A 22344-nucleotide genomic window follows, 5' to 3' on the forward strand; every position below is an offset into this window, starting at 1 on the left:
GTTTGGCGCAATGCTTTGGATCGGGTGCACCGGACCGGTCCTGGCACATCGCCAAAGGGAGCTGGCGACCAGGCCTGTAGCGAACGCAGTCCGCCGGGGGACCCGTGACGCTCAGGCACGCCGGCACATCCGCCAGAAACCGAACTCCCAGGGCCCCAGCACCGCTGCCGCCTGAGAACCTCCTCTTTGCCGCGACAGCGGCTGAAACAGACCGTCGACCCGCTCCAGCAGCTGCCAGCCGGTTCCAAGCTCGAGAGGCCGCCGGCAAGGGCCCAGGTTCTGCAAGGTGAGGCGCACCACGCCGGGCTCGGGATCCGGCGCCATGGAGATCAGCTGCACATCCTCGGCCAGGGCAGGGAAGCCGGATAGCGGATGGGCGGCTCCAATCGCAGCGGTGGGACGCCGCCAGAGGGGCTCGCGCAGACGCTGAGCCGCCGCGGGCACAATGCCAGGGCGCCAGCCACCGGCGCAGGGCATCAGGGCCAGCCGCTGGCGTTGCCAGCCGTTGTCGGCGGATGGATCGGGCCAGGTGGGGCCCCGTAGCAACGACACCCCCAGCGCCTGCGGGCTGGCCGACACCCCCTGGGGTCCATCGAGGAGCACCGCCAGCCCAGGCTCGGCCATGCCATCAGCCGATGCACCGATCGCCGCCAGCCAGCTGATCGCCGCCACTTCCCAACGGCTGCGCTCGCGGTTGGTCTGGGGCTCGGCTGGACGCTCGATCACGCCGCCGCTGGTGTCGGTGGCCCAGCGAACGGCAGGCCAGGCGAGCGGCACCTCGAGTCGCAGCAGTTCATGGCGCAGGCGCCAGTCCACCGCGAGGCTGAGCTCCAGCCAGGGGCTGCCGGCACGCAGGCGCCCATCGAGCCTCAGCGGGCTGGTGCCGCAGCGGCCCCGCCAGCGGAACGCCGCGCAGAGGGGCCCCCGCTCCAGCCACTGCGGCGGCCCGTCCCAGATCCAGGGCAGGGGATGGTCGCGGTAGTCGGCCACCAGATCCCAGGCATCCCAGAACTCACCGCGATCGCCGTAGTGCCGCCAGGCCAGCGGCGCAGCGAGCTGGGCGACGCCGCTGGCATCCCAGAGCTGCTCCACACCCGCGGGCCCGATCGCCACACTCAGGAGTCCATTGGAGAGCCGCCAGATGTCGTGCCCCCGATCCGGATCGGGCTCCAGCCGTACGGGATCCCGCAGGGGCAGCGACTCGCCACCGGAGGCGCCAGGGCTCGGGGCGGTGTCCGATCCGATCGTGCTGCGCCCCGGTGGCTTTCGCCCCGGTGGCCTTCGCCGCAGGGGCAGGGCCGCCACGCCCGCCGGGACGGGCAGCTGCACCCACACCCCACCGGACGCGGCCGGCTGGCTGGCGAGGGGCTGATCGCCCGCCGGGGCAAGCAGGCTCCACTGGCCCGCAGGCAACCGAACAGTGCAGGAGGCCGCCGCCAGGGGCTGGAGCTGGGCGATCCACCACCTCTGGTCAGCCGGCTGGTCATTCTTCTGGTCATCGGTCTGGCCGGCCGTCTGGTCGTCCCTCTGGCCGGCTGCCGCCGAGTCTTGACTCGTTGCTCCAGTGGCCGAGCCGACAAGCCCAACAGCATCCCCCGCCACTGCAGCCCCCAGCCAGCGCTCCAGGGCCTGATCCCGCTGCCGGCGCGCCCTGCGGCGGGCGCGGCGCCACTGGGGCTCCGCCTGTTCGAACACCTCCGGGATCGAGCTGCCGGGAAGGATGTCGTGAAACTGCTGAAACAGCAGATCGCGCCAGTCGGGCCGGTCCGTCTCGTCCCCCTCCAGCTGGCCTCTCTCTGCCTGAATTCTGTCTACCTTGCCTCCCTGCAGCAGCGCCTGGGCCAGCTCCGCCTCCCGCAGCAACCGCTCCAGGCTGCGGTTGTGGCGCTTCTGGTCTGGCCGGCTGGTGGGGCAGCCACGGTGCAGTTCCAGGTAGAGCTCGTCGCGCCACACCGGCAGCGTCGGCGCCAGCGACGCCAGATCCGCCAGGTACTCGCGCAGGCTGCCGTGGCGCTGGGGCGCCGCCTCGGGCTGGGCCTGCCAGAGGGCCAGCTGCTCGAGCATCTCGGCGGTGGGGCCGCCGCCGTGGTCGCCCACCCCCGGCAGCCACAGGGCGGTCGCAAGGCCAGTGGCCTGCTGCCACTCCAACCGGTAGCGCTCCATCGTCTCCGGATCGCCATCGGTGCCGATCGGCGCTGTCATCAGCGCCAGCACCTCAGCGCCGCCGCGGCTGCGCCAGCGGAACAGTCGGTGGGGGAAGGGAGTGGTGGCATTCCAGGCGAGCTTGTGGGTGCAGAACCAGCGCACTCCGGTGGCGGCCGCCACCGCTGGCAGACCGGCCCCGAAGCCGAAGCTGTCCGGCAACCAGGCGAGGCTGTGCTCCCACTCGGGGAACGTGGCCTGGCTGTAGTGCTGCCCCTCCTGGAACTGGCGCAGCAGGGAGGCCGTGCTCACCAGCACGCAGTCGGTCTCAACCCAGGGACCGTTGAGCGGCTCCCAGCGGCCGGCCCGCATCGCGGCGCGGATGCGCTCGAACAGGGCCGGGCGGTGCCGCTCCAGCCAGGCGTAGAGCGCAGGCGTGGAATGGCCGAAATGCAGCTGCGGGAAGCGCTGGATCAGATCCAGGGCCGAGGCGAAGGTGCGCTCAGCCGCCTGCCAGGTGTCCGCCACGGGCCACAGCCAGGCCAGGTCGAGGTGGGCATGACCGAGCACATGAAACCTGGGCTGGCCCGCCGCCAGGGGAGGCGCGGCGACAGGCGACAAGGGCTGATCCTGACGCAGCCGCACCAGGGCGGCAGCCGTCTCGGCGAGCAGCCCCAGGGGATCGGCCGGGTCGGTCGGTTCCAGTTCGAGGCGGCTGTGCATCAGGGCGCCGTCGTCGTGGAGGGGGCTGCGCAGCCGCAACTCCAGATCCAGCGGCTCGCCCCGCCACCAGGAGTGCGGCAGCACCCAGCGGCAGGCGGTGTCGAACAGGTCACCGCGGTGCCGGCAGCTGCCGTTCACCCACAGCTCGGCGCGATCGGCCCACCAGCGCAACACCAGACGGGCCTCGGCTGCCCCAGCCAGATCGCCCCACGCGGAGGGGCAGCTCAGGCGTAGCCGCAGCCGCCACCACTGCTGGCCCCGCGGCCAGACGATCAGGCCGCGGGCTGTCCAATCGGGCCGTGCCTGCGGCGCCCACGGATGGGTGAGGGCCGGGGCTTCGGAGCCATCGGGCCAGGGGCAGAGCCAGAGGGGCTGGAGCTCCCGGCGCGAACGTGACTGAAACGTTTCAATCCGGGGGGATTCCTGTTGCTCAGGGCCCTCGGGCATTTTGGATAGCAAGCCAGGACCCATAGGATGATGCGGCTGCCGCAGGGCCTGCGAGGCACCTCCCGGAGCCTGTCACTCCCTGTCACCCGTCGTCTCCCTCGCCCCTGCCCCAGCAGGTCAGCCCATGCTCGCCCTCAAGATCTCGGTTTACTCCGTCGTTTTCTTCTTCATCGGGATCTTCGTGTTCGGCTTCCTGGCGAGTGATCCCAGCCGGACCCCCAGCCGCAAGGACCTCGAGGATTGAGGCGAGCCCTGGGGCCGCTCCTCCTGCCGTGACACCAACCGGCCGCCGCGCAGCCTGAGCGACCGCTCCCCCGTGTCAGGATCTGCCCCGTTTCGCAATACCCCGTGGCGCCCACCCCCCGGCCAGTGCAATGGGCCCGTGGCGCCAGCGGTGCGGTGGTTCTGTGGCTGAGCGCCGGCCTGCCCGCCGCCTTGGCCGCTGAACCAGCCGCCAGCCCGCCGCTGCCAGCCGAGCCAATGGCGCTTCCGGCCGAGCCGATGGCGAAGGCAGTTGAGAAGATGGTGGTGCCGGCCGCGCCAGTTGGGCAGGCCCCCGAACAATCCGGCGCCCTCCTGACTGGCGGTGACGAAGAGCCCGCTGCCGCCCAGGAGGCGGCCGCTGGCCCGGCTCCCGCAGTCCAGGCAATCGGGGCGCCTCCCGCCGCGGCCGCCCCAGGCCCCGCTCGCATCGACGGCCCAGCCGCTGCCGACCAGGAGCCTCCCCTTGAACTGCAGGTGAGCGCCAATGAGCAGGGTTACGACTCCCGACTGAACCGCTTCGTGGCGATCGGCAACGCCCGCGCCCTGATCGCCGGAGGCCGGGTGCTGGCCGATCGGATCGAATACGACATCGACGGCCGCACCCTCTACGCGATCGGCAGCGTCCGCTTTCAGCGCGGGCAACAGTATCTACAGGCCAGCCGGCTGCGATACAACCTGCTGGAACTGGTGGGCGATCTGGAGGACGTGTACGGCGTGCTCGATCTCGACAGCAGCCAGCAGGATCTCGACCTGGAGACGCCGCCAGTTGCACCCTTGCCGCCGGCGGAGCCGGTGAGCTGCTCACCCCAGATGCCGCCGCTGCCGGACTGGCACCCCTACCCCTGGGCCGTGACCGCCTGGGGAGGCCAGATGGTGAATGCCAACTTCGGCGACACCTTTGTCTTCAAAGGCAACTGGCGGCCGGAGTATCTCGTGGGCCTGGGGCTGCAGCGGCGCCTGCTGGATGGCGGGCCGCTGGCCCTGGAGCTGGACACCAACCTGATGGGCCACCGCGCCTCCCAGCAGCCGGGCGGCGGCTTCAACCAGGCTGTGCCCTTCGCCGATACGCCCTCCCAGAGCTTCGGCGAGATCACGGCCGGCATCGGCCTGCGCTTCTGGCTGCAGCCCTGGCTGAACCTCTACTTCGTGGAGGGGGTGAGCCTCAACACGAGCGCCAGCAACTACGAGAAGACCTTCCGCGAGAACTACGCCCAGTTCCTCAACTACCTCGCCTTCGAGGCGGAAGCCCTGATCAATCCCCATTGGTCGGTGGTGGGACGGATCCACCACCGCTCCGGTGCCTACGGCACCTACAGCGGCGTCAAGGAGGGCAGCAACGCCTACCTGCTGGGCTTCCGCTATCGCTTCGGCCAGCGGGATCCCTCCCGCCAGTTCGCACGGCTGGATGTGCCGATGCCGCCCTCCCTGGGCTGCCCCGGTAGCGCACCGCCCAGTGGCGATCAATCGCCGGGACTGGCCGAAAGCCTCGAGGATGTGGCCATGGGCACCACCCAGGTGAAGGATGTGGGCGCCACCGATCCCAACGCCACAGCCCCCGAAAGCAACACTCTCGAAGGCAACACTCCCGAGAACACCGCTGCCACGCCGCTGAACCGAAAGGCGCCGGCCAATGTCTGGCAGGAGGCTCGACAACGGGAGGCGGAGCGGCGCCGGGTGATCGCCGGCATCGATCAGCGGGTGCGTGAGGTGCAATTCCAGCAGAGCTTGTCGGCGGAGCGGCGCCGCGGTGCCGGCACCAGCAACCCGGACACACCCAATCTGGTGAATGATTTCGGCGCGGTGCGGCCGGTGCAGCTCCGGGATCTCAACGCCAGGAGCAACCGCCAGCTGGTGAAGGGAACCATCAGCCGCTGGCGGTTTCAGGCCAAAAAGGTGCAGCTGGCGCCGGGCGAACTGCGGGCCGATCGGGCCAGCTTCACCAACGACCCCTACACGCCGGCCCAGAACTGGATGGACTCGGAGGGTGTGGTGGCCACGTTGCAACCGAACGGCGACACGCTGATCAAGGCGGATCGCAACCGCCTGATCCTCGAAGACCGGCTGCCGATCCCGGTGACGCGCCAGACGCGGATCCAGAAGGAGGAAGAGGTGGAGAACCGCTGGGTGCTGGGCAACGACGGCGAGGATCGCGATGGCTTCTATGTGGGCTACAAGATCCAACCGATCGAGATCGGATCCAGAACCACCCTGGAACTGCAGCCCCAGTTCCTGATGCAGCGTGCGATCGAGGGCCGGACAGACAGTTATCCCCTCCCGGGCGAATCTGCAGGGGCCTCGCCCCAGGAGCAGAACATCACCGGGGCCGACATGTTCGGACTCGAAGCCATACTGAACAGCCGGATTGGCGGCTTTGAGGCCAATGCCAATCTCGACATCTCCACCTTCAACCCCGACAACATCGCCGATGGCACCCGCAGCTGGGGTGACCTGAACCGCAAGCTCACCCTGCCGCTGCTGGGCGAGAGCACGCTGCGACTGTTCGGCGCCTACCGCTACCGCATCTGGAATGGATCGCTGGGGGAGCAGGACATCTACAGCGCCTACGGCATCTCTCTGGAGGACAAGGGCATGCTGCCTGCCTGGGGACAGCTGAGCGGCAACTATTTCTGGCGCTTCGGCGTGGGGCGCTATCAGAGCAACGTGTTCCAGACCAGCAACCTGGCCGACCTATGGCGCGGCAACGCGATCGCCGCGATCAACGCCAGCCTGCCCCTGTGGACCGGCAAGCCGCTGCCCCCAGGTCCTCTGCCGGGCCAGGCGAATCAGTATTCCGCCGTGCCGGTGGTGCCGGGGCTGAGGTTGAACACCAACCTGACCGGCACGGTCGCGTACTTCAGCGACGGTAGCAACCAGAACACGATCAGCCTCTCAGGCGGCCCCACCCTCACCCTGGGCCACTTCAGCAAGCCCTTCTTCGACTACACCGAATTCTCGATCACCGGTGGTGGCACCCTGCGCGAAGGGGTCAGCCCGCTCAGCTTCGATCGGGCGGTGGACCTGGGAACGCTCGGCATCGGCCTCACCCAGCAGATTGTCGGTCCCTTGGTGTTGAGTGGAGGAATTGGCTACAACGTGGATCCAAACTCCGAGTTCTACGGTGATGTGACCGGGTCCTATGTGGAGCTGCGCTGGCAACGCCGCGCCTACGAAATCGGCGTGTTCTACAGCCCCTACGAACAGCTCGGCGGCATCCGCGTCAAGCTGAACGACTTCAATTTCAAGGGCCCGGGCACCCCCTTCGTGCCCTTCCATCCAGCCCAGGCCATTCCGCGCAGACCCTTCTGAGCCCGTCCGCACCGCACGGATCCCGTCCGCAGCGCCGGCCAGCGGATCCGCCCTATCAGAGCCGGCCATCAGAGCCATTCAGCCCCGCCTTTCAGCACAGCTTGTCAGCGCCTCCCCGCACCGCCACCGCCACCCACCAACCCTGAGCGATGGGCTTCGATCCACGCAGCTGGGCCCGCACACCCGCTCCGGGCCGTCAGGTCACCTGCAATATCGACTCCCTGCTGGCCGAGAACGAGGCCCTGCGGCAGGAGGTACTGCTGCTGCGCCAGCAGCTCGCCCAGCTGCAGACCCGGGGGTTCCGCTCCGGGGTGAATCCATCCCGCCCGGAGGTGACCACCGGACCGTCAGCCCGCCTCACGGTGGAGCAGGTGCGGCGCTGGGGTGAGGCCATGGCATGCCATCCCCGCTGGAGCGAGCTGCGTGTCGGCACCTCTCTGCGCCAGGCCGACACGCTGGTGTTCAGCGGCCTGAGGGGCCTGATCGAGGAGCGTCGCCGCCACGGGCAGAATCCCCGCGCCGATCTGGAGCAGGAGCTCAATCGCCGCTCCCCAGGGCTCGGCACCGAGCTGCACCAGGCCCTGCGTGGGCCCCAGAGCAAGGCCCGACTGGCGGTGAAGGCCGCCTTCGCTCTCTACGGCGTGCGCGCGCCGGAGTGGCTCAACGAAGCCCCGATGCGGGTGGTGGACGACCTGCTGGATCGGATCACCAGGCTGGAGGCCACCGCGCGCACAGGGCAGCAGGAGAAAACGCAGACCAAGCAGCAGCAGACGCAGCGGCATGGGGACAGGCAGGAACAGTCGCAGAGGCAGAAGCAGAACGCGCGACGGCAGGAGCAAACGCAGACCAAGCAGGAGCAGAAGCAAGCGCAGAAGGAGAAGGAGAAGGAGAAGGAGAAGGAGAAGGAGAAGGAGAAGGAGAAGGAGAAGGAGAAGGAGAAGGAGAAGGAGCAGGAGCAGGCAGAGCCTGAAAAGGGACAGAAACAGACGCAGAGGCAACCGGTGGGCAATCGGACCTCTGACCGGCAGAGGGCTGAGGCCCTGGAGCTGCTGGGGCTGGGGTGGGGCGCCAGCCGCGAAGCGGTGAAGCAGGCCCACCGCCGCCTCGTGAAGACCCATCACCCCGATCGCGGCGGCAACGCCGATTCCTTCCAGCGGATTCACGCCGCCTACCAGCTGCTGATGCTGATCGCCTGAACTGCTGATCGCCTGAATAACACCGGCTCACCGAGCAACAACGGCTCGCGGAGCAAAGATTGATCGCCAAGCAAGGGCAGCTCGCTCTGCGGAGGGGCTTTCCGAGCAAAGGCAGCTTGCCGAGCCAAGCCAGGGGCGCTCAGACCGCCGAGAAGGCCGTGAGATATGGGAGCCGGACTGCGGTGGCCCGCAGCTGGCCATCGTGGGCGAGCAGCTGGGAGGTGGCATCCCACTGGCCGCTGAGCAGCATGCGGCGGGGTCCATCGGCCAGGGTGAGGGGCCAGGAAGCGCCTGCTGAGCCCACCGCAGCGGAGTCGGCAGCAGCGTTCAGGCTGACCCGCAGGGTCTCGAGCTCCACCACAACGCTGGCAGCGGGATCGGCCTGGATTGCGGCCTGCAGTGCCAGGGCGTCGGCGTGGCTGACGCTGAGGCAGGGAATCCCCAGGGCCAGGCAGTTGCCGTAGAAGATTTCGGCGAAGCTCTCACCGATCACAGCCCGGATCCCCCAGCGCATCAGCGACTGCGGCGCATGTTCACGGCTGGAGCCACAGCCGAAGTTGCGGTTCACCACCAGCACCGTGGCCCCCTGATGCTCGGGGTGATCGAAGGGATGGGCACCGTTGAGCTCGGCGCGGTCGTCTGCGAAGGCCTGCTCGCCCAGGCCGTCGAAGGTGACGCACTTGAGGAAGCGGGCCGGAATGATCCGGTCGGTGTCGATGTCGTCGCCGCGCACCGCCACGGCGGTGCCGACCACGGAGGCGATCGCTCCGAAGGGGAAGGGGGCGCTGGGGCTGGTCATGGCGGCAGGCAAAGCGAGCGAAAGCGGAACAGGGCGGAGCAAGGGTGCCGGCCAGAGGCCTGGAGGCAGGGAAAGGAGGAACGGTGCTGCTCAGGGGCAGCGACCGGGCGGCAGCCGTCGGGACAGGAGAACGGCCAGCGGCAGCAGGGGAGGCGGCTGGAGCGGGCCGGCTCGGCAGCACTCCGGCCGGATCCCCTCAGCCCGCGGCCGCCGGAACCGGTGCCCGATCCGGCGCCGTGGCGCCGGCCGCGTCCAGCAGGGTGCGCACATCGCTCACCCGGCCGCTGATGGCGGCGGCGGCCACCATCGCCGGGCTCATCAGCAGGGTGCGCCCGGAGGCCGAGCCCTGGCGGCCCTTGAAGTTGCGGTTGCTGGAGCTGGCGCTGATCTGGCGACCCTCCAGCCGGTCGGGATTCATGGCCAGGCACATCGAGCAGCCGGGCTCGCGCCACTCGAAGCCCGCCTCGCGGAACACCCGATCGAGGCCCTCGGCCTCGGCGGCGGCAGCCACCTGCTCGGAGCCAGGCACCACGAAGGCCTTGATGCCGGGCGCCACGTGGCGTCCCTTCGCCACCGCGGCAGCGGCCTGCAGATCACTGAGGCGACCGTTGGTGCAGCTGCCGATGAAGCACACATCCACCGGCAGGCCCGCGATCGGGGCGCCGGGGGTGAGGTCCATGTAGCGGTAGGCCTCCTGCGCCAGGGGGCGTTCGTCGGGCTCGGTCTGCTCCAGGGTGGGCACCGCTTCATCCACGCCGATGCCCTGGCCCGGCGTGATCCCCCAGGTGACCGTGGGGGCGATGGCGGCGGCATCGAAGCGCACCTCGTCGTCGAAGACGGCATCAGGCCCGCTGGCCAGGGAGCTCCACCAGGCCACGGCCCGCTCCCAGGCCTCGCCGCTCGGGGCGCAGGGACGGCCCTGGAGGTAGGCGAAGGTGGTGGCGTCGGGGTTGACGTAGCCGCAGCGGGCGCCGCCCTCGATCGCCATGTTGCAGAGGGTCATGCGCTCCTCCATCGAGAGCGCCGCGATCGCCGGGCCGGCGAATTCATAGGCGTAGCCCACGCCGCCCTTGACGCCGAGGCTGCGGATGATGTGGAGCACCAGATCCTTGGCATAGACGCCGTTCTGCATGGCTCCATCCACCCAGACCCGGCGCACCTTGAGCTTGCCCATCGCCAGGCTCTGGCTGGCCAGCACATCGCGCACCTGGCTGGTGCCGATCCCGAAGGCGATCGCCCCGAAGGCACCGTGGGTGGAGGTGTGGGAGTCGCCGCAGGCGACGGTCATGCCGGGCTGGGTGAGACCCAGCTCCGGAGCGATCACGTGCACGATTCCCTGGCGGCCGCTGCCGAGGCCATGCAGGGTGATGCCGTAGTCGCTGCAGTTGCGCTCGAGCGTGGCGAGCATCTCCTCGGCCAGCGGATCGGCGAAGGGACGCGCTTGGGAGGTGGTGGGCACGATGTGATCCACCGTGGCGACGGTGCGCTCCGGATGGCGCACGCCCAGGCCGAGATCCCGCAAGGCGGCGAAAGCCTGCGGGCTGGTCACCTCATGGATCAGGTGCAGACCGATGAACAGCTGGGTGGAACCACCGGGCAGCTCGGCGACCTGGTGCAGGGTCCAGACCTTGTCGTAGAGGGTGCCGGCGCTCAAGGGTGTGCCTGTTTCCATAGAAAGACCAGCCTAAGACGGGCGGGTGCAGCCTTCAGGGCAGCGGCACCAACTCCACGATCAGCTCCACCACATCGCTGCGGCTGCAGGTGGGGTCGCCCTGGCAGGACATGGCCTGCACCCGGGCGGTGCGGCGCACCAGCCGGACCTTCCGACCGATCAGGTCGGTGCGCTCACACAGCTCGAACGCGGCCTCGGCGCTGCTCCGCACGCCCTTGCCGTCCTCCAGTTCGGCGTAGCAGGCCCGATCGCCGTTCTGCAGCCCCCGCAGGATCACCGTTGATGGCGCTGGCTGGGGAACCGCCTGGCTGGGCAGGGCGACCATCACTGGCAGCGAGCTGGCCAGCAGCGAAGCCGCCAGCAGCCGCGGCCCAGGACAAGGGAGCCGGTCAACCGAACGGCCAGGCCAGCGGAGGGAAACGCGCGGCATGGAGAAGACAGAAGGATTTCGACGCTAGGAAGCCTGGGGGATCCTGGGGAACACAGCAGGATCAGGGGCTGGGCCCCAGACGCCAGGAACGCCAGCCGAAGCGCACCACCAGCAACCGCAACAGGAACACCAGCCACCAAGTGCAGCCCATCGCCGCGGTGATCGGCCAGGTGAGCGGCTCGAAGCGGCCGGCGAAGGACCAGAGCAGGATCAGCACCAGGCTGCCGAGGATCGCCAGCTCTTCGTAGGGCTCACCCTGGAAGCTGCGTGGTTCGCGGCCACTCACCACATCCATGATCACGCCGCCGCCGGAACAGGTGAGGGCCGCCGACAGGGGCAGCCACCACCAGTCGAGCTGGGCCAGCAGCGCCACCCGGGTGCCGATCACGGCAAAGCTGGCCAGGCCGATGCTGTCGCACACGGTGAACACGGCATTCCAGACGGGCGACGCCAACCGCCTCGGGCTGATCAGGTTGGAGAGAACGGTGCCCAGCAGCAGCACCAGCAGAACGATCACCAGATAGATGGGCTCGCGGAAGAGCACCAGCGGCAGGCGATCCCCACCGATCATCAGATCCCGGATCACGCCACCGCCCACGGCCGGCAACAGGGTGAGCACGAAGCTGCCCCAGAGGTCGTAGCGGCGCTGCAGCGCCCGCAGGAAACCGGCGAGGGCAAAGGCAGCGGTGCCGATCAGATCGAAATGCAGGTAGCGGCGGGCCTGGGCCAGCCGTTGCAGGTGGCTGCGGCCCTCCGGCCCGAGCGGCACCCTGCAGCGTCAGCAGGATCAGCGCCACCAGCAGCAGCAAGAGCAGCAGCAGGGCCCAGGGGGCCCATCCATGCCGCCAGCGGACCAAGCGCTGCGAAGGACTGTCCATCAGCGCTCCAAGGGCTCCAAGGGCAGTTGCCCCCCAGTCTGTCGCGGTACGGTGCCGCAATTCCACTGGTCATCGGAGCCGCCTGCCGGTGCAGCCGCAGGACCCCATCACCACCGTGATCGCCCAGCGGGTGCGGCCGGGTCGGGAGAACGACTACGAGGCCTGGATCAGCGGGATCATCCGCGAGAGCAGCGCCTGGACTGGCCACATGGGGACCCACGTGATCCGGCCCCAGCCCGGGGTGCGGCCGGAGTACGTGGTGATCTTCCGCTTCGACACCTACGACCACTTCCGCGCCTGGATGACCTCCGAGGCGCGCCGGTGCTGGATCGAGCGGGCCAAGCCGCTGGTGGCGAGCGATCCCCAGATCCGGCACATCTGGGGGCTGGAGGCCTGGTTCTCCCTGCCGGGGGAGGTGCTGCCGCCGCCGCCCCGCCACAAGATGGCCCTGGTCACCTGGGTGGCCGTGTACACCTTGATCCGCCTGCTGAGCCAGGTGCTGGCCCCGCTGCTCCATCCCCTGCCGGCCTGGCTGGCCCTGCTGATCACCAGCGGCCTCACCGTGCTGTTGCTCACCTATGGCGTCATGCCCCGGCTCACGCGCCTGCTGAAGCGCTGGCTCTACCCCCCGGCAGCTCCAGCCGCAGCCGCAGACGGTTCAGGGCCTCGCCGGCGGTGAGCGCCTGGATCCAGCCGCGGCCGCGACTGGCGCCGAACCGCACCCCCTCGCTGCTGCTGCCATCCGGTCCGGCCACGGCGATGTGGACCAGGCCGACGGGCTTGTCGGCGCTGCCGCCGCCCGGACCGGCGATGCCGCTCACGGCAATCGCCCAGGTGGCCCCGGTGGCGCGGCGCACCCCCTCGGCCATGGCGATCGCCACCGGATCGCTCACCGCCCCATCGCTCTCCAGCGAGGCGGCCGGCACCGCGAGCAGGTCCTGCTTGACGCGATTGGCGTAGGCGATCACCCCGCCCAGGAAGGCCTCAGATGCCCCCGGCACCGCCGCCAGGGCCGCGCCGATCCCGCCGCCGGTGCAGGATTCGGCCACGGCCAGGGTCTCGCCGCGGCTACGGAGCAGATCCAGCACCACCGAAGCCAGGCTGTCGCTGTCGGCGCCGTAGCAAAGGGTGCTGGTGCGTTGGCGCAACTCCGCCTCCACCGGCGCCAGCAGCGCTTCGGCTTGGCTGGCCGTGGCAGCGCAGGCCGTGAGCCGCAGCTTCACCTCACCGGTGCCGGCGTAGGGGGCCACCGTGGGGTTCTCCAGGGCCAGCAGGTCATGCACCTGCTCGGCCAGGGTGGATTCACCGATCCCCCAGAAGCGCAGCAGGCGGCTGGCGAACACCCCGGCGGCCAGGCCCTGCTGCCGCAACCAGGGGATGGCGGTCTGCTCCCACATCGCGTGCAGCTCGCTGGGCACCCCCGGGAAGGTGAGCAGCGTGAAACCCGGCTGCACCGGGAACGGCAGCCTGGCCGGATCGGGGGTCCAGATCATCCCCGGCGCGGTGCCGGTGGGATTGGGCAGCACCGCTGCCCCCTGGGGCAGCAGGGCCTGGCGCCGCAGGCTGTCAGACAAGGGCCGGCCCCGGGCGGCCACCTTGGCCTGGATGTCAGCCCAGACCTCGGGATGCTCCACCAGCGGCGCCCCGAAGGCGGCGGCGATCGCGGCGGTGGTGAGGTCGTCGGGGGTGGGGCCGAGCCCCCCGGTGGTGATCAGCAACCGGCAGCGACCCGCCGCCTCCTGCACCGCAGCGATCAGGCGCTCGCTGTTGTCGCCCACCACCCCCTGGCGGAAGTGGGGGATGCCCAGGCCGGCCAGGGCTTCGGCCAGCCAGCGGGCATTGCCATTGGTGATGTTGCCGAGCAGCAGCTCAGTCCCGACGCAGAGAACCTCAGCGCTGGCCATGGGGAGGATGCTCGGGGAGAGAAGAGGGCTCGCCCGGCTCCGCCCCATCCCACGGCTCCTCCTGCAGGCGGCGGCTGGCCACCACCACCCCGATCAGGATCGCGGTGGCGAGGGCCAGCCAGAGGAAGCGCAGCTCGGCATTGGCCAGCACCAGGGCCAGGGAGGCCAGCCACTGGGTGAAGGCATAGATCAGCACCACGGTGCGGCGATGGCTGAAGCCGGCCCTGAGCAGGCGGTGGTGCAGATGGCGGCGATCGGGATAGAAGGGCGAATGCCCCTCACTGAGGCGCCCCATGATCACGGCCGACATGTCGGCCAGCGGCAGGGACAGGATCAGCAGAGGCAGCAAAAGGCTGACGCTGGTGAGGCCCTTGGCCGGGCCCACGATGCTGATCGCCGCCAGGGCGAAACCGAGGAAGTAGGAGCCGCCATCGCCCATGAAGATGCGGGCGGGGTTGAAGTTGTGGCGCAGGAAGCCGAGGCAGGCCCCCGCCAGGGCCGCGGCCAGCAGACCCGCCGCCGGCTGATGCAGGCTGAAGCTCACCGAGAGCAGGCCTATGGCGGCGATGCCACTCACCCCGGCGGCCAGGCCGTCGAGGCCATCCAGCCAGTTGATCGCATTGGTGATCCCCACCAGCCAGATCACGGTGGCCAAAAGGCTCAGCGGTTCGGGCAGCACCAGCACCGGCGCCAGGGCATCGCCGAAGCCGAAGGGCAGCTCGATCGTGCCGATCCGCACCCCTTCCCCCCAGACCACCGTGGCCACGGCCACCTGACCGACCAGACGCGGCAGGGGCGGCAGGGCGAAGAGATCGTCCGCCAGGCCGATCACGAAGAAGCAGAGCGAGCCGGCCAGGGTGGTCCAGATCGCCGTGTCCTTGCTGACGGGCAGTTCGGCGAAGCCACCGAAAGCCCAGGTGAGGGTGAGGCCGAGGCTGAAGCCCGCCACGATGCCGATGCCACCGAGGCGCACCATCGGTGTGGTGTGCTGCTTGCGCGAATCCGGCTGATCGGTGAGTCCCCAGCGCAGACCCAGGCGCCGCACAACGGGCACGAGCAGAGCCGTGAGCACCGACGCCGCGAAGAAGGTGAGCAGGGCCGCCGCGTTGGGGCTGTAGGCGAGGGTCACAGCAGCGGGGCCTGTGGGGGTGGCAGAAAAGGGCCTTCGCGGGCCACCTGATGGGCGCAGCCCGTGCTCAGGCGTGCTGCAGCTGACGCTCGGAAGCGTAGAGGGGGAAGCGATCGCACAGCACCGCCACCCGGTCGCGGCAGCGCTGCTCGATGGCGCCATCCTCCGGGTTGAGCAGGCGATCGGCGATCACATCGGCCACCTCCCGGAAGGCCTCCTGATCGAAGCCACGGGTGGTGCAGGCGGCGGTGCCGAGCCGCAGGCCACTCGTCACGAAGGGCGACTGGGGATCGAAGGGCACGGTGTTCTTGTTGGCCGTGATGTGCACGTCACTGACCAGCAGATCGGCCACCTTGCCGGTCATGCCGATGCTGCGCAGGTCCAGCAGCACCAGATGGTTGTCGGTGCCGCCGCTGACCACATCGATGCCACGCTCGAGCATGCGCTCCGCCAGCGCCTGGGCATTGGCGATCACCTGCTGGCTGTAGGTGGTGAACTCGGGTTGCAGCGCCTCACCGAAGGCCACCGCCTTGGCGGCGATCACATGCTCCAGCGGGCCTCCCTGACTGCCGGGGAACACGGCCTTGTCGAACTGGCGGCCGAATTCGGCATCGCCCGTGAGGATCAGGCCGCCCCGCGGACCGCGCAGGGTCTTGTGGGTGGTGGTGGTGACCACATGGCAATGGGGCACCGGGCTGGGATGCACGCCGGCCGCCACCAGACCGGCGATATGGGCCATGTCCGCCAGCAACCAGGCACCCACCTCATCGGCGATGGCGCGGAAGGCGGCGAAGTCGATCGTGCGTGGGTAGGCGGAATAGCCACAGACAATCAGCTTGGGCCGGTGCTCCAGCGCCAGGGTGCGGATGGTGTCGTAGTTGAGCTGCTGGGTCTCGGGGTCGACGCCGTAGTGCACCGCCTTGAACCATTTGCCGCTCACATTCACCGGCGAGCCGTGGGTGAGGTGGCCGCCATGGCTCAGGTCCATGCCCAGGATCGTGTCGCCGGGCTGGAGCAGGGCCAGGAAGACGGCGAAGTTGGCCTGGGCGCCGCTGTGGGGCTGCACGTTGGCCCAGGCGGCACCGAACAGCTGTTTGGCCCGCTCGATCGCCAGCTCCTCGATCGCGTCAACGTGCTCGCAGCCGCCGTAATAGCGCTTGTGGGGCAGACCCTCGGCGTACTTGTTGGTCAGAACCGAGCCCTGGGCCTCCATCACGGCGCGGGAGGCGAAGTTCTCCGAAGCGATCAGCTCCAGATGGGTCTGCTGGCGCCGCAGCTCCTTGCCGATCAGAGCCGCCACGGCCGGATCCCCGGCGACCAGGGGCTGGTTGAGCGCTGCCGAGGTGTCCGCCATGGGCCGGATGCGGGGGTTGCTCATCGTAATGAAACGGAGGGATTCGTCTGCAGCGGCAAACCTTCAGTGGCAGACCTGCAGCGGCAGACCCCAGCCAGACCGGAGCCCGGCCAAAAAAAACCGCCCCATTCGGGACGGTGAAGAAGCGCGCCTGGAGAGATTCGAACTCCCGACCCTCTGATCCGTAGTCAGATGCTCTAATCCGCTGAGCTACAAGCGCGTGTGCAGGCATTTTGACCGCACAGGGGGCCCCTCCGTCAACCAAGCGCCCCCAACCAAGCGCCCCCAAGCAGCCTCCCCCAACCAGCCGCCCCGCCGAGGCGCCGGAGCGGGGCGCAAGGGCGACCACCAGAATCGGGCCATCCCGTTCCGACCCACCAGGGCGGAACTTCGCCCTCCCCCAGACCCATGCCGATCCGCTGGTACGGCCCCGCCGACCCGGGTGATCCCACCTACTGCCATTTCGAGCGGATCGTGAATATCACCCTGCATGGCGCCGTGTTCGCGGCGGTGAACAGTGGTCTCTGGTTCCTGCAGGAGCTGCGCCATCCCTTCACCCACCTCGATCTGGTGACGCTCACCTGGGGCGCCATGCTGCTGGTGCATGGCGCCGTGGTGATCGCCTTGCGACCACCCCACCAGGACCCGGCCTGAGCGCCCTCAGCGGCTGCGTTTGTTTCACCCCGCCACCGATTCCCCACATCGCCGCACACCGCCATGGGCATGGACGCCGCCACGATCCGACAACTCACAGAGGCTCTGTCCGAGCGGCTCTACCTGCAGGTGGCCGGCTGGCACCTCTATCTCGGCGATGCGGGCCTGGCCGAGACCCTGGCGATCGAATGCGTGGCCCGGCTCGAGCAGGGGCCCGGTGTCTGTGCCCGCCAGGCCCTGGAGGCCGTGCAGGTGCCGATCGGTGGCGGCAGCACCCGCCTGCCCCTGGCCCGCCTGATCCCCCCCGGCCAGCTGCGCGATCTGGAAGAGGTGCTGCAGGAGTTTGGCTGATCCAGCCGAGGCCGATAGGGTTGCCGCTCCTGCGGACGGGACGTGCTGGTCATTGAGGTCACCAACGCCCGCGACGTGGTGCGACAGCGCATCGGCCGCCTCGGAAGCCGCCTGATCGGCAAGGTGGTGGATGCCGAGGCCCAGGTGGAGAAGGTACTGATCCAGGAACTGGAAACCGCCTTCAAGGAATTCGGCATTGAGGCGCGCATCTTCTCGATCGACGGGCCCCAGATGGTGGGGCGCTCCCGCCTGGAGATCCCCCTGCACGTGCGCGAGGAGCGACAGGTGCGGCTGCCGGATCCCGACTGAGCGTCAACGGGCCCCACCACCGGGCAGGCGCGCCAGCAGCTGGCGCTGCAACTGGCGCGCTTCCGGCACCCCAGCGGCACTGGCCGTGAGTCCATAAATGGCGAGCCCCAGCCCGGCGCAGAGACAGGTCTGCAGCAGGCGTCCCAGCAGGCCCGCCGGCCAGGTCACCCACGCAGACAGGGCCCAGGCCACCAGAGCGGCAGCCAGGGCCGCCAGCAGCAACAGCAGAGTGTCTCTCGCCCAGAGGCGCAGCGGCATCCCCCCCAGCCGCGCCTGCAGGGCGAGCAGCAGGCCGGCGCTGGTGATCAGATTCACCGCCACCGTGGCGAGCACCAGGCCCGGTGCCCCGAAGTTCAGGGCCGGCAGCTGCAGTCCCCAGGGGCTGGGGCCACCCACCAGCAGCCAGTCGAACACCACATTGAGGCCAATGCCGGCCATCGAGAACCGGAACGGGGTGGTGCCGTCGCCCAGGGCATAGAACACCCGCACCAGCACATCGCGAGCCAGGTAGGCCGGCATGCCCACGCCGTAGGCCATCAGCAGTCCGCCCACCAGGGCGGCGGCACCGGCATCGAAGGCGCCGCGCTCGTAGATCAACGCCACGATCGGTCCCGCCAGGGCCACCATCAGCGCCCCCATGGGCAGCATGCTGGCGTTGGAAAGCATCAGACCCTGGCGGATGCGGGCGATCAGCTCAGTCCGGTCGGAGGGAGCGGTGAGCCGGGCGAACACCGGCAGCAGCGGCACCAGCAGGGCGTTGGAGAGCAGGCCCAGGGGCGTCTGCACCAGCAGGTTGGCGTACCCCAGGCCCGCCGCGGCCCCCACGATCCCGGAGGCGAAGAACAGATCGGTGAACACATTGATCTGCAGCATCCCCGACGAGAGGGTCGCCGGCCCCATCACCTGAAGCACCTCGCGGACGCCCGGATCCCGCCAGTCCCACACCAGCCGGAAGTGGCCCAGGCCCTGACGGGCCAGGGCAGGCAGCTGAATCAACCACTGCAGCACCGCCCCCAGCGTGGTGCTGCCCGCCAGCACGATGCCGCCGATCAGGGCCGTGGCCGGCAGGGTGATCGCCGCCCCCAGCTGCCACCAGAGCAGGCCGATGCCGCCGATCACGGCCACGCTGGAGAGCAGCGGACTCACCGCCGGCAGCCAGAACTCATCGGCGGCGTTCAGGGCGCCGAAGCCGAGGCCGATCAGACCCGCGAACAGGGCCATCGGCGCCATCCAACGCAGCTGCTGCACGGCGATGTCGTGGCGGGTGGCCTCCAGCCCCGGCCCGACCAGGTCGATCAGAGGATTGGCTGCGATCACCAGAATCAGGGTCACCGCCAGCAGGCCCACACCCACCAGCGTGTTGATCGCCGCCAGCACATGCGCCCCCTCCTGGCGGGGCCGGCGCGCCAGCACGCTCACCATGGCGCTGTGAAAGGGTCCGTTGATGCCGCCCAGCAGGATCAGCAGGAAGCCGGGCAGCACATAGGCGTAGTTGTAGGCGTCGTAGGCGGCCCCCACGCCGAAGGCGGCCGCGATCACCTGCTGCCGCACCAGCCCCGCCACTTTGCTCAGGGCCGTGGCCACGGCCACGATCAGGGCGATGCGGCGCAGGGATTTCGCCATCCGGTTCGATCCACGGCCAGAACTGCTCGGGATTCTCCATCGCTGTCCTGCGGCACCCCCCCGGGCCGCGCCGGCAAGGGGGCCGGCACAGAATCCGGGCAATCGCAGCGCAACCCTTGACTTCGAAGCAATCGGTGTCGAAGGCCACGTCGCCTGCCCTGGCGCCCGCCACCTCGCCTGCTTTGCCAACGCGGGGAGTTGACCAGCTGGTGCTGCCCTTCGAGGATCTGCGGGAGGGGGTGCTGCTGAAGCGCTACAAGCGCTTCCTGGCGGACGTGCAACTCGACGACGGCACGGTGGTCACGGCCCACTGCGCCAACACCGGCCCGATGACCGGCGTGCTCCTTCCCGGTGGCCGGGTGCGGCTGCGCTATGCCCCGTCCCCCAGCCGCAAGCTCGCCTGGACCTGGGAGCAGGCCGAGGTGCCCGGCGCCGATGGAACGCCGCTCTGGGTGGGCATCAACACGGCCCTGCCCAACCGCCTGGTGCGGGCCACGATCGAAGCCGGCCTGCTCGAGCCCTGGCTGGGGCCGATCGGGGCGGTGCGGGCCGAGGTGCCCTACGGCCAGGGGCGGCGCAGCCGCATCGACCTGCTGCTCAGCCCGGCTGAGGGCAGCGCCGATCCCCGCCCGATCTATCTGGAAGTGAAGAACACCACCTGGACCCGCGGCGATCTGGCCCTCTTCCCCGACACCGTGACCGAGCGGGGCCAGAAGCACCTGGAGGAACTGATCGGGGTGCTGCCCGCGGCGCGGGCCGTGCTGCTGCCCTGCCTGAGCCGCTCCGACGTGCGCCGCTTCGCCCCGGGCGATTCAGCCGATCCCCGTTACGGAGAGCTGTTCCGCCAGGCCCTGGCCGCGGGGGTGGAGGTGCTGCCCTGCATCTACGACATCCAGGCCGATGGCGTGCGCTGGCGCGGCCTGGCCGCGGTGCAGCCCAGCAGCGAAGCCGGGGAGTGAGCACCGGGCGCCAGCCCCGAACCCTGAGGCCAACACTCCGGGAACATTCAGTCCGGGGATAGCAATCCGGGGCAAACAGCACAACAGGCCCTGGATGGCGCGCCCCAGGCGGGCGGCTCCGAGACGGGCAGCCCCGACTCAGGCGAAGCCAACATGTCATCCGTCAGGAGATAAACCAACCTTCAATAATCTGCCCCTGCAATTCGTCAATCCCTCAGTGGAGTGCGCCACTGACGAGGGGGAAACCTTAATCATTCGCGGGCTTTTATGACCTTTTGCCCACGGGAATCAACTCGGTACCGATCACTACCGTCGACGCTTCCAGCCAGCGTCAAGGTAAGCAAGATCGCTGGAGAGGATTCTCCTTCACATGGCCCATGTTCCTGGGGCGCGGGGGGCATCCTCCCCCACCGCCGTCTTCGATCACGTCCGCAGCCGGATCCTCGCCGGTGTTCACGAACCACAATTGCGCCGCTCCGCCCTGGTGCTGCTGGCCGCCGGTGCAGGGCTGCTGCCGCTGTTCGCCTCCCCCGCCCAGGCCGCCCTGCAGAAGGTTCCCACCAATGGCGCCGACACTCTGCTGATGCTGATGGGCTCAGCCCTGGTGCTGCTGATGACCCCCGGCCTGGCGTTCTTCTACGGCGGCTTCACGCGGGCGAAGAACGTGTTGAACACGATGATGATGAGCTTCTTCCTGATGGGGCTGATCGGAGTGGTGTGGGTGGTGATCGGCTACAGCCTCGCCTTCGACACCGGCTTCCAGAGCCCCTTCATCGGCGGACTTGGCGCCATGTGGCTCACGGGCCTGGGTGGCGAACTGGGTGATGCCCCGCTTGCTGATGGCTTTGCTATTTCCGCCACCTCCTTTGCCCTCTTCCAGGGCATGTTCGCGATCATCACCCCCGCCCTGATCTCAGGGGCCCTGGTGGAGCGCATTAACTTCAAGGCCTGGTTCTGGTTTTCCCTGCTCTGGAGCCTGCTGATCTATTGCCCCATGGCGAAGATGGTGTGGGGCGGAGGCTTTCTTGGCCCTCTCGGATTGGGAGCGATCGACTTCGCCGGCGGCACCGTGGTCCACATTGCCGCCGGGGTTGCCGCCCTGGTTTCCGCCGCCATCGTGGCGCCTCGGACCCAGTGGCCCGAAAGCAACCGGCCACCCCACAATGTGCCGTTCATTCTGCTGGGTGCCGGCCTGCTCTGGTTCGGCTGGTTCGGCTTCAACGGCGCCAGCTATTTCGCCGCCAGCGCCGCCGGCCTCTCCTTCCTCACCACCACCACCTCAGCATCGGCGGCGATGCTCACCTGGTGCCTGATCGAGTGGTTCAAGGACGGCAAACCCACGGCAGTGGGCGCCGCCACTGGAGCCGTCGCCGGCCTGGTGGGCATCACCCCCGCCGCCGGCTTCGTCTACATCCCCCAGGCGCTGCTGATCGGTGCGGTGGTCTCGGCCGCGTGCCTCGCGGCCGTACGGATCAAGCCGCACATGAAGATCGACGATTCCCTCGATGCCTTCATGGTGCATGGTGTGGGCGGCACGGTTGGCGCCCTGCTCACCGGCCTGCTCGCCGTGCCGGCCCTGGTGCCGGCCGATTACTTTCCTGTCTCCGCCCAGCTCCTTGCCGATGGCGGCAACGGCGCCCTGTTCCTGGCTCAGCTCAAGGCTGTGGTGATCACCTACGGCTTCGTGGGGCTCGGCACGGCGCTGATTCTCTGGTTCGTGGGGTCCATCGTGGGCCTGCGGGTCAGCCCAGAGACCGAAGAACGCGGCCTCGACTTCGTGGTCCATGGCGAAGAGGCCTACGACCCCATGACCTACTGATTCTGAGGAACGAACAACCATGAAACAGATCACAACGGTGGTGCGTCCCTCCAAGGTCGATGCCATCAAGACCGCCCTCGTCGCCATCGATGTGGTGGGCATGACCATCAACGACGTCCGGGGCTTCGGCCGCCAGAAGGGCCAGGTGGAGCGCTATCGCGGCAATGAATTCAAGGTGGAATTCCTGTCGAAGATGCGGATCACCACTGTGGTGGCCGACGACAAGGTGGAGGCGGCCATTGCCGCCATCACCGAGGCGGCACGCACCGGCGAGATCGGTGACGGCAAGATCTTCGTCACCCCGGTGGACACCGTGGTGAGGATCCGCACAGGCGACCGGGGCGACGTCGCCCTCTGAGTCGACCCACAAGTCCGCGGCCCCACC

General features: G+C 69.1%; 19 protein-coding genes and 1 tRNA gene. 10 read left to right on the top strand and 10 right to left on the bottom strand.

Annotated features, from left to right (window positions below; all coding sequences use genetic code 11):
• Positions 1–111: 111 nt before the first annotated feature.
• Positions 112–3312 (bottom strand): alpha-mannosidase, encoded by a 3201-nt coding sequence (locus tag KQ310_RS05240; RefSeq protein WP_259720717.1) that lies wholly within the window; start codon positions 3310–3312, stop codon positions 112–114.
• 124 nt (positions 3313–3436) lie between these two features.
• Between KQ310_RS05240 and KQ310_RS05245 the strand changes: the two genes are divergently transcribed.
• The 3 genes from KQ310_RS05245 (at position 3437) to KQ310_RS15835 (ending at position 8078) form a co-directional block, all read left to right on the top strand.
• The gene (locus KQ310_RS05245; RefSeq protein ID WP_006172424.1) at positions 3437–3556 is read left to right on the top strand and encodes a photosystem II reaction center protein I; all 120 of its coding nucleotides are present in this window, start codon (positions 3437–3439) and stop codon (positions 3554–3556) included.
• Between the two features lie 104 nt (positions 3557–3660).
• On the top strand, positions 3661–6882 hold the full coding sequence (locus KQ310_RS05250) for a DUF3769 domain-containing protein (RefSeq protein ID WP_259720718.1): 3222 nt from the start codon (positions 3661–3663) through the stop codon (positions 6880–6882).
• 149 nt (positions 6883–7031) lie between these two features.
• The gene (locus KQ310_RS15835; protein WP_311134702.1) at positions 7032–8078 is read left to right on the top strand and encodes a J domain-containing protein; all 1047 of its coding nucleotides are present in this window, start codon (positions 7032–7034) and stop codon (positions 8076–8078) included.
• 139 nt (positions 8079–8217) lie between these two features.
• Here KQ310_RS15835 and KQ310_RS05265 read toward each other — a convergent pair whose 3' ends face one another.
• The 4 genes from KQ310_RS05265 to KQ310_RS05280 all read right to left on the bottom strand — a co-directional run bounded on the left by KQ310_RS05265 (position 8218) and on the right by KQ310_RS05280 (position 11748).
• Positions 8218–8877 (bottom strand): 3-isopropylmalate dehydratase small subunit 2, encoded by a 660-nt coding sequence (locus KQ310_RS05265; protein ID WP_259720719.1) that lies wholly within the window; start codon positions 8875–8877, stop codon positions 8218–8220.
• A gap of 196 nt (positions 8878–9073) precedes the next feature.
• Complete coding sequence (leuC, locus tag KQ310_RS05270) at positions 9074–10531, bottom strand: 3-isopropylmalate dehydratase large subunit (RefSeq protein ID WP_259720720.1); 1458 nt, start codon at positions 10529–10531, stop codon at positions 9074–9076.
• A gap of 52 nt (positions 10532–10583) precedes the next feature.
• A complete protein-coding gene (locus tag KQ310_RS05275; protein ID WP_259720721.1) occupies positions 10584–10874 on the bottom strand; it encodes a hypothetical protein in 291 nt (96 codons plus the stop codon).
• A gap of 166 nt (positions 10875–11040) precedes the next feature.
• Positions 11041–11748 carry a trimeric intracellular cation channel family protein gene (locus KQ310_RS05280; protein WP_259720722.1) on the bottom strand — a complete coding sequence of 236 codons (708 nt, stop codon included), beginning with the start codon at positions 11746–11748 and terminating at the stop codon, positions 11041–11043.
• Positions 11749–11945: 197 nt separating this feature from the next.
• On the opposite strand from KQ310_RS05280, the gene KQ310_RS05285 reads away from it, so the two are divergent.
• On the top strand, positions 11946–12536 hold the full coding sequence (locus tag KQ310_RS05285) for an antibiotic biosynthesis monooxygenase (RefSeq protein ID WP_259720723.1): 591 nt from the start codon (positions 11946–11948) through the stop codon (positions 12534–12536).
• Here the strand turns inward: KQ310_RS05285 and KQ310_RS05290 are convergent.
• From KQ310_RS05290 to KQ310_RS05305, 4 genes are all read right to left on the bottom strand, one after another.
• On the bottom strand, positions 12454–13761 hold the full coding sequence (locus tag KQ310_RS05290) for a competence/damage-inducible protein A (protein WP_259720724.1): 1308 nt from the start codon (positions 13759–13761) through the stop codon (positions 12454–12456). The genes KQ310_RS05285 and KQ310_RS05290 overlap by 83 nt on opposite strands.
• Complete coding sequence (locus KQ310_RS05295; RefSeq protein WP_259720725.1) at positions 13748–14890, bottom strand: MraY family glycosyltransferase; 1143 nt, start codon at positions 14888–14890, stop codon at positions 13748–13750. Before KQ310_RS05295 ends, KQ310_RS05290 begins: the two co-directional genes overlap by 14 nt.
• 67 nt (positions 14891–14957) lie before the next feature.
• The gene (gene glyA / locus KQ310_RS05300; RefSeq protein ID WP_259720748.1) at positions 14958–16244 is read right to left on the bottom strand and encodes a serine hydroxymethyltransferase; all 1287 of its coding nucleotides are present in this window, start codon (positions 16242–16244) and stop codon (positions 14958–14960) included.
• Positions 16245–16390: 146 nt separating this feature from the next.
• A tRNA-Arg gene (locus KQ310_RS05305) sits at positions 16391–16464 on the bottom strand.
• Positions 16465–16652: 188 nt separating this feature from the next.
• Between KQ310_RS05305 and KQ310_RS05310 the strand changes: the two genes are divergently transcribed.
• From KQ310_RS05310 to KQ310_RS05320, 3 genes are all read left to right on the top strand, one after another.
• Complete coding sequence (locus KQ310_RS05310) at positions 16653–16898, top strand: hypothetical protein (RefSeq protein WP_259720726.1); 246 nt, start codon at positions 16653–16655, stop codon at positions 16896–16898.
• A 63-nt stretch (positions 16899–16961) separates the two neighbouring features.
• Positions 16962–17249, top strand: coding sequence for a DUF3181 family protein (locus KQ310_RS05315; RefSeq protein ID WP_259720727.1), 288 nt, complete (start codon positions 16962–16964; stop codon positions 17247–17249).
• Between the two features lie 42 nt (positions 17250–17291).
• Positions 17292–17558, top strand: coding sequence for a cytochrome-c oxidase (locus KQ310_RS05320; protein ID WP_259720728.1), 267 nt, complete (start codon positions 17292–17294; stop codon positions 17556–17558).
• Between the two features lie 3 nt (positions 17559–17561).
• Here KQ310_RS05320 and murJ read toward each other — a convergent pair whose 3' ends face one another.
• On the bottom strand, positions 17562–19181 hold the full coding sequence (gene murJ, locus KQ310_RS05325) for a murein biosynthesis integral membrane protein MurJ (protein WP_259720729.1): 1620 nt from the start codon (positions 19179–19181) through the stop codon (positions 17562–17564).
• A gap of 158 nt (positions 19182–19339) precedes the next feature.
• Between murJ and sfsA the strand changes: the two genes are divergently transcribed.
• The 3 genes from sfsA (at position 19340) to KQ310_RS05340 (ending at position 22317) form a co-directional block, all read left to right on the top strand.
• Entirely contained in the window at positions 19340–20140 is an 801-nt protein-coding gene (gene sfsA, locus KQ310_RS05330) for a DNA/RNA nuclease SfsA (protein WP_399237708.1), read from the top strand.
• Between the two features lie 370 nt (positions 20141–20510).
• Entirely contained in the window at positions 20511–21959 is a 1449-nt protein-coding gene (locus KQ310_RS05335; protein ID WP_259720730.1) for an ammonium transporter, read from the top strand.
• Between the two features lie 19 nt (positions 21960–21978).
• Positions 21979–22317: a P-II family nitrogen regulator gene (locus KQ310_RS05340; protein ID WP_259720731.1), complete on the top strand. Its 339-nt coding sequence runs from the start codon at positions 21979–21981 to the stop codon at positions 22315–22317.
• The last annotated feature ends 27 nt before the right edge of the window (positions 22318–22344 follow it).

This window comes from Synechococcus sp. CS-1328, assembly GCF_025128095.1.
In the GTDB taxonomy this organism is placed as follows: Bacteria; Cyanobacteriota; Cyanobacteriia; order PCC-6307; family Cyanobiaceae; genus CBW1002.

Bases quoted from the DNA above. Each gene is read 5' to 3' on its own strand.
- KQ310_RS05240 (WP_259720717.1), bottom strand. From the start codon at position 3,312: ATGCCCGAGGGCCCTGAGCAACAGGAATCCCCCCGGATTGAAACGTTT.
- KQ310_RS05245 (WP_006172424.1), top strand. From the start codon at position 3,437: ATGCTCGCCCTCAAGATCTCGGTTTACTCCGTCGTTTTCTTCTTCATC.
- KQ310_RS15835 (WP_311134702.1), top strand. From the start codon at position 7,032: ATGGGCTTCGATCCACGCAGCTGGGCCCGCACACCCGCTCCGGGCCGT.
- KQ310_RS05265 (WP_259720719.1), bottom strand. From the start codon at position 8,877: ATGACCAGCCCCAGCGCCCCCTTCCCCTTCGGAGCGATCGCCTCCGTG.
- KQ310_RS05275 (WP_259720721.1), bottom strand. From the start codon at position 10,874: ATGGTCGCCCTGCCCAGCCAGGCGGTTCCCCAGCCAGCGCCATCAACG.
- KQ310_RS05290 (WP_259720724.1), bottom strand. From the start codon at position 13,761: ATGGCCAGCGCTGAGGTTCTCTGCGTCGGGACTGAGCTGCTGCTCGGC.
- glyA (WP_259720748.1), bottom strand. From the start codon at position 16,244: ATGGCGGACACCTCGGCAGCGCTCAACCAGCCCCTGGTCGCCGGGGAT.
- KQ310_RS05310 (WP_259720726.1), top strand. From the start codon at position 16,653: ATGCCGATCCGCTGGTACGGCCCCGCCGACCCGGGTGATCCCACCTAC.
- KQ310_RS05315 (WP_259720727.1), top strand. From the start codon at position 16,962: ATGGGCATGGACGCCGCCACGATCCGACAACTCACAGAGGCTCTGTCC.
- murJ (WP_259720729.1), bottom strand. From the start codon at position 19,181: ATGGCGAAATCCCTGCGCCGCATCGCCCTGATCGTGGCCGTGGCCACG.
- KQ310_RS05335 (WP_259720730.1), top strand. From the start codon at position 20,511: ATGGCCCATGTTCCTGGGGCGCGGGGGGCATCCTCCCCCACCGCCGTC.
- KQ310_RS05340 (WP_259720731.1), top strand. From the start codon at position 21,979: ATGAAACAGATCACAACGGTGGTGCGTCCCTCCAAGGTCGATGCCATC.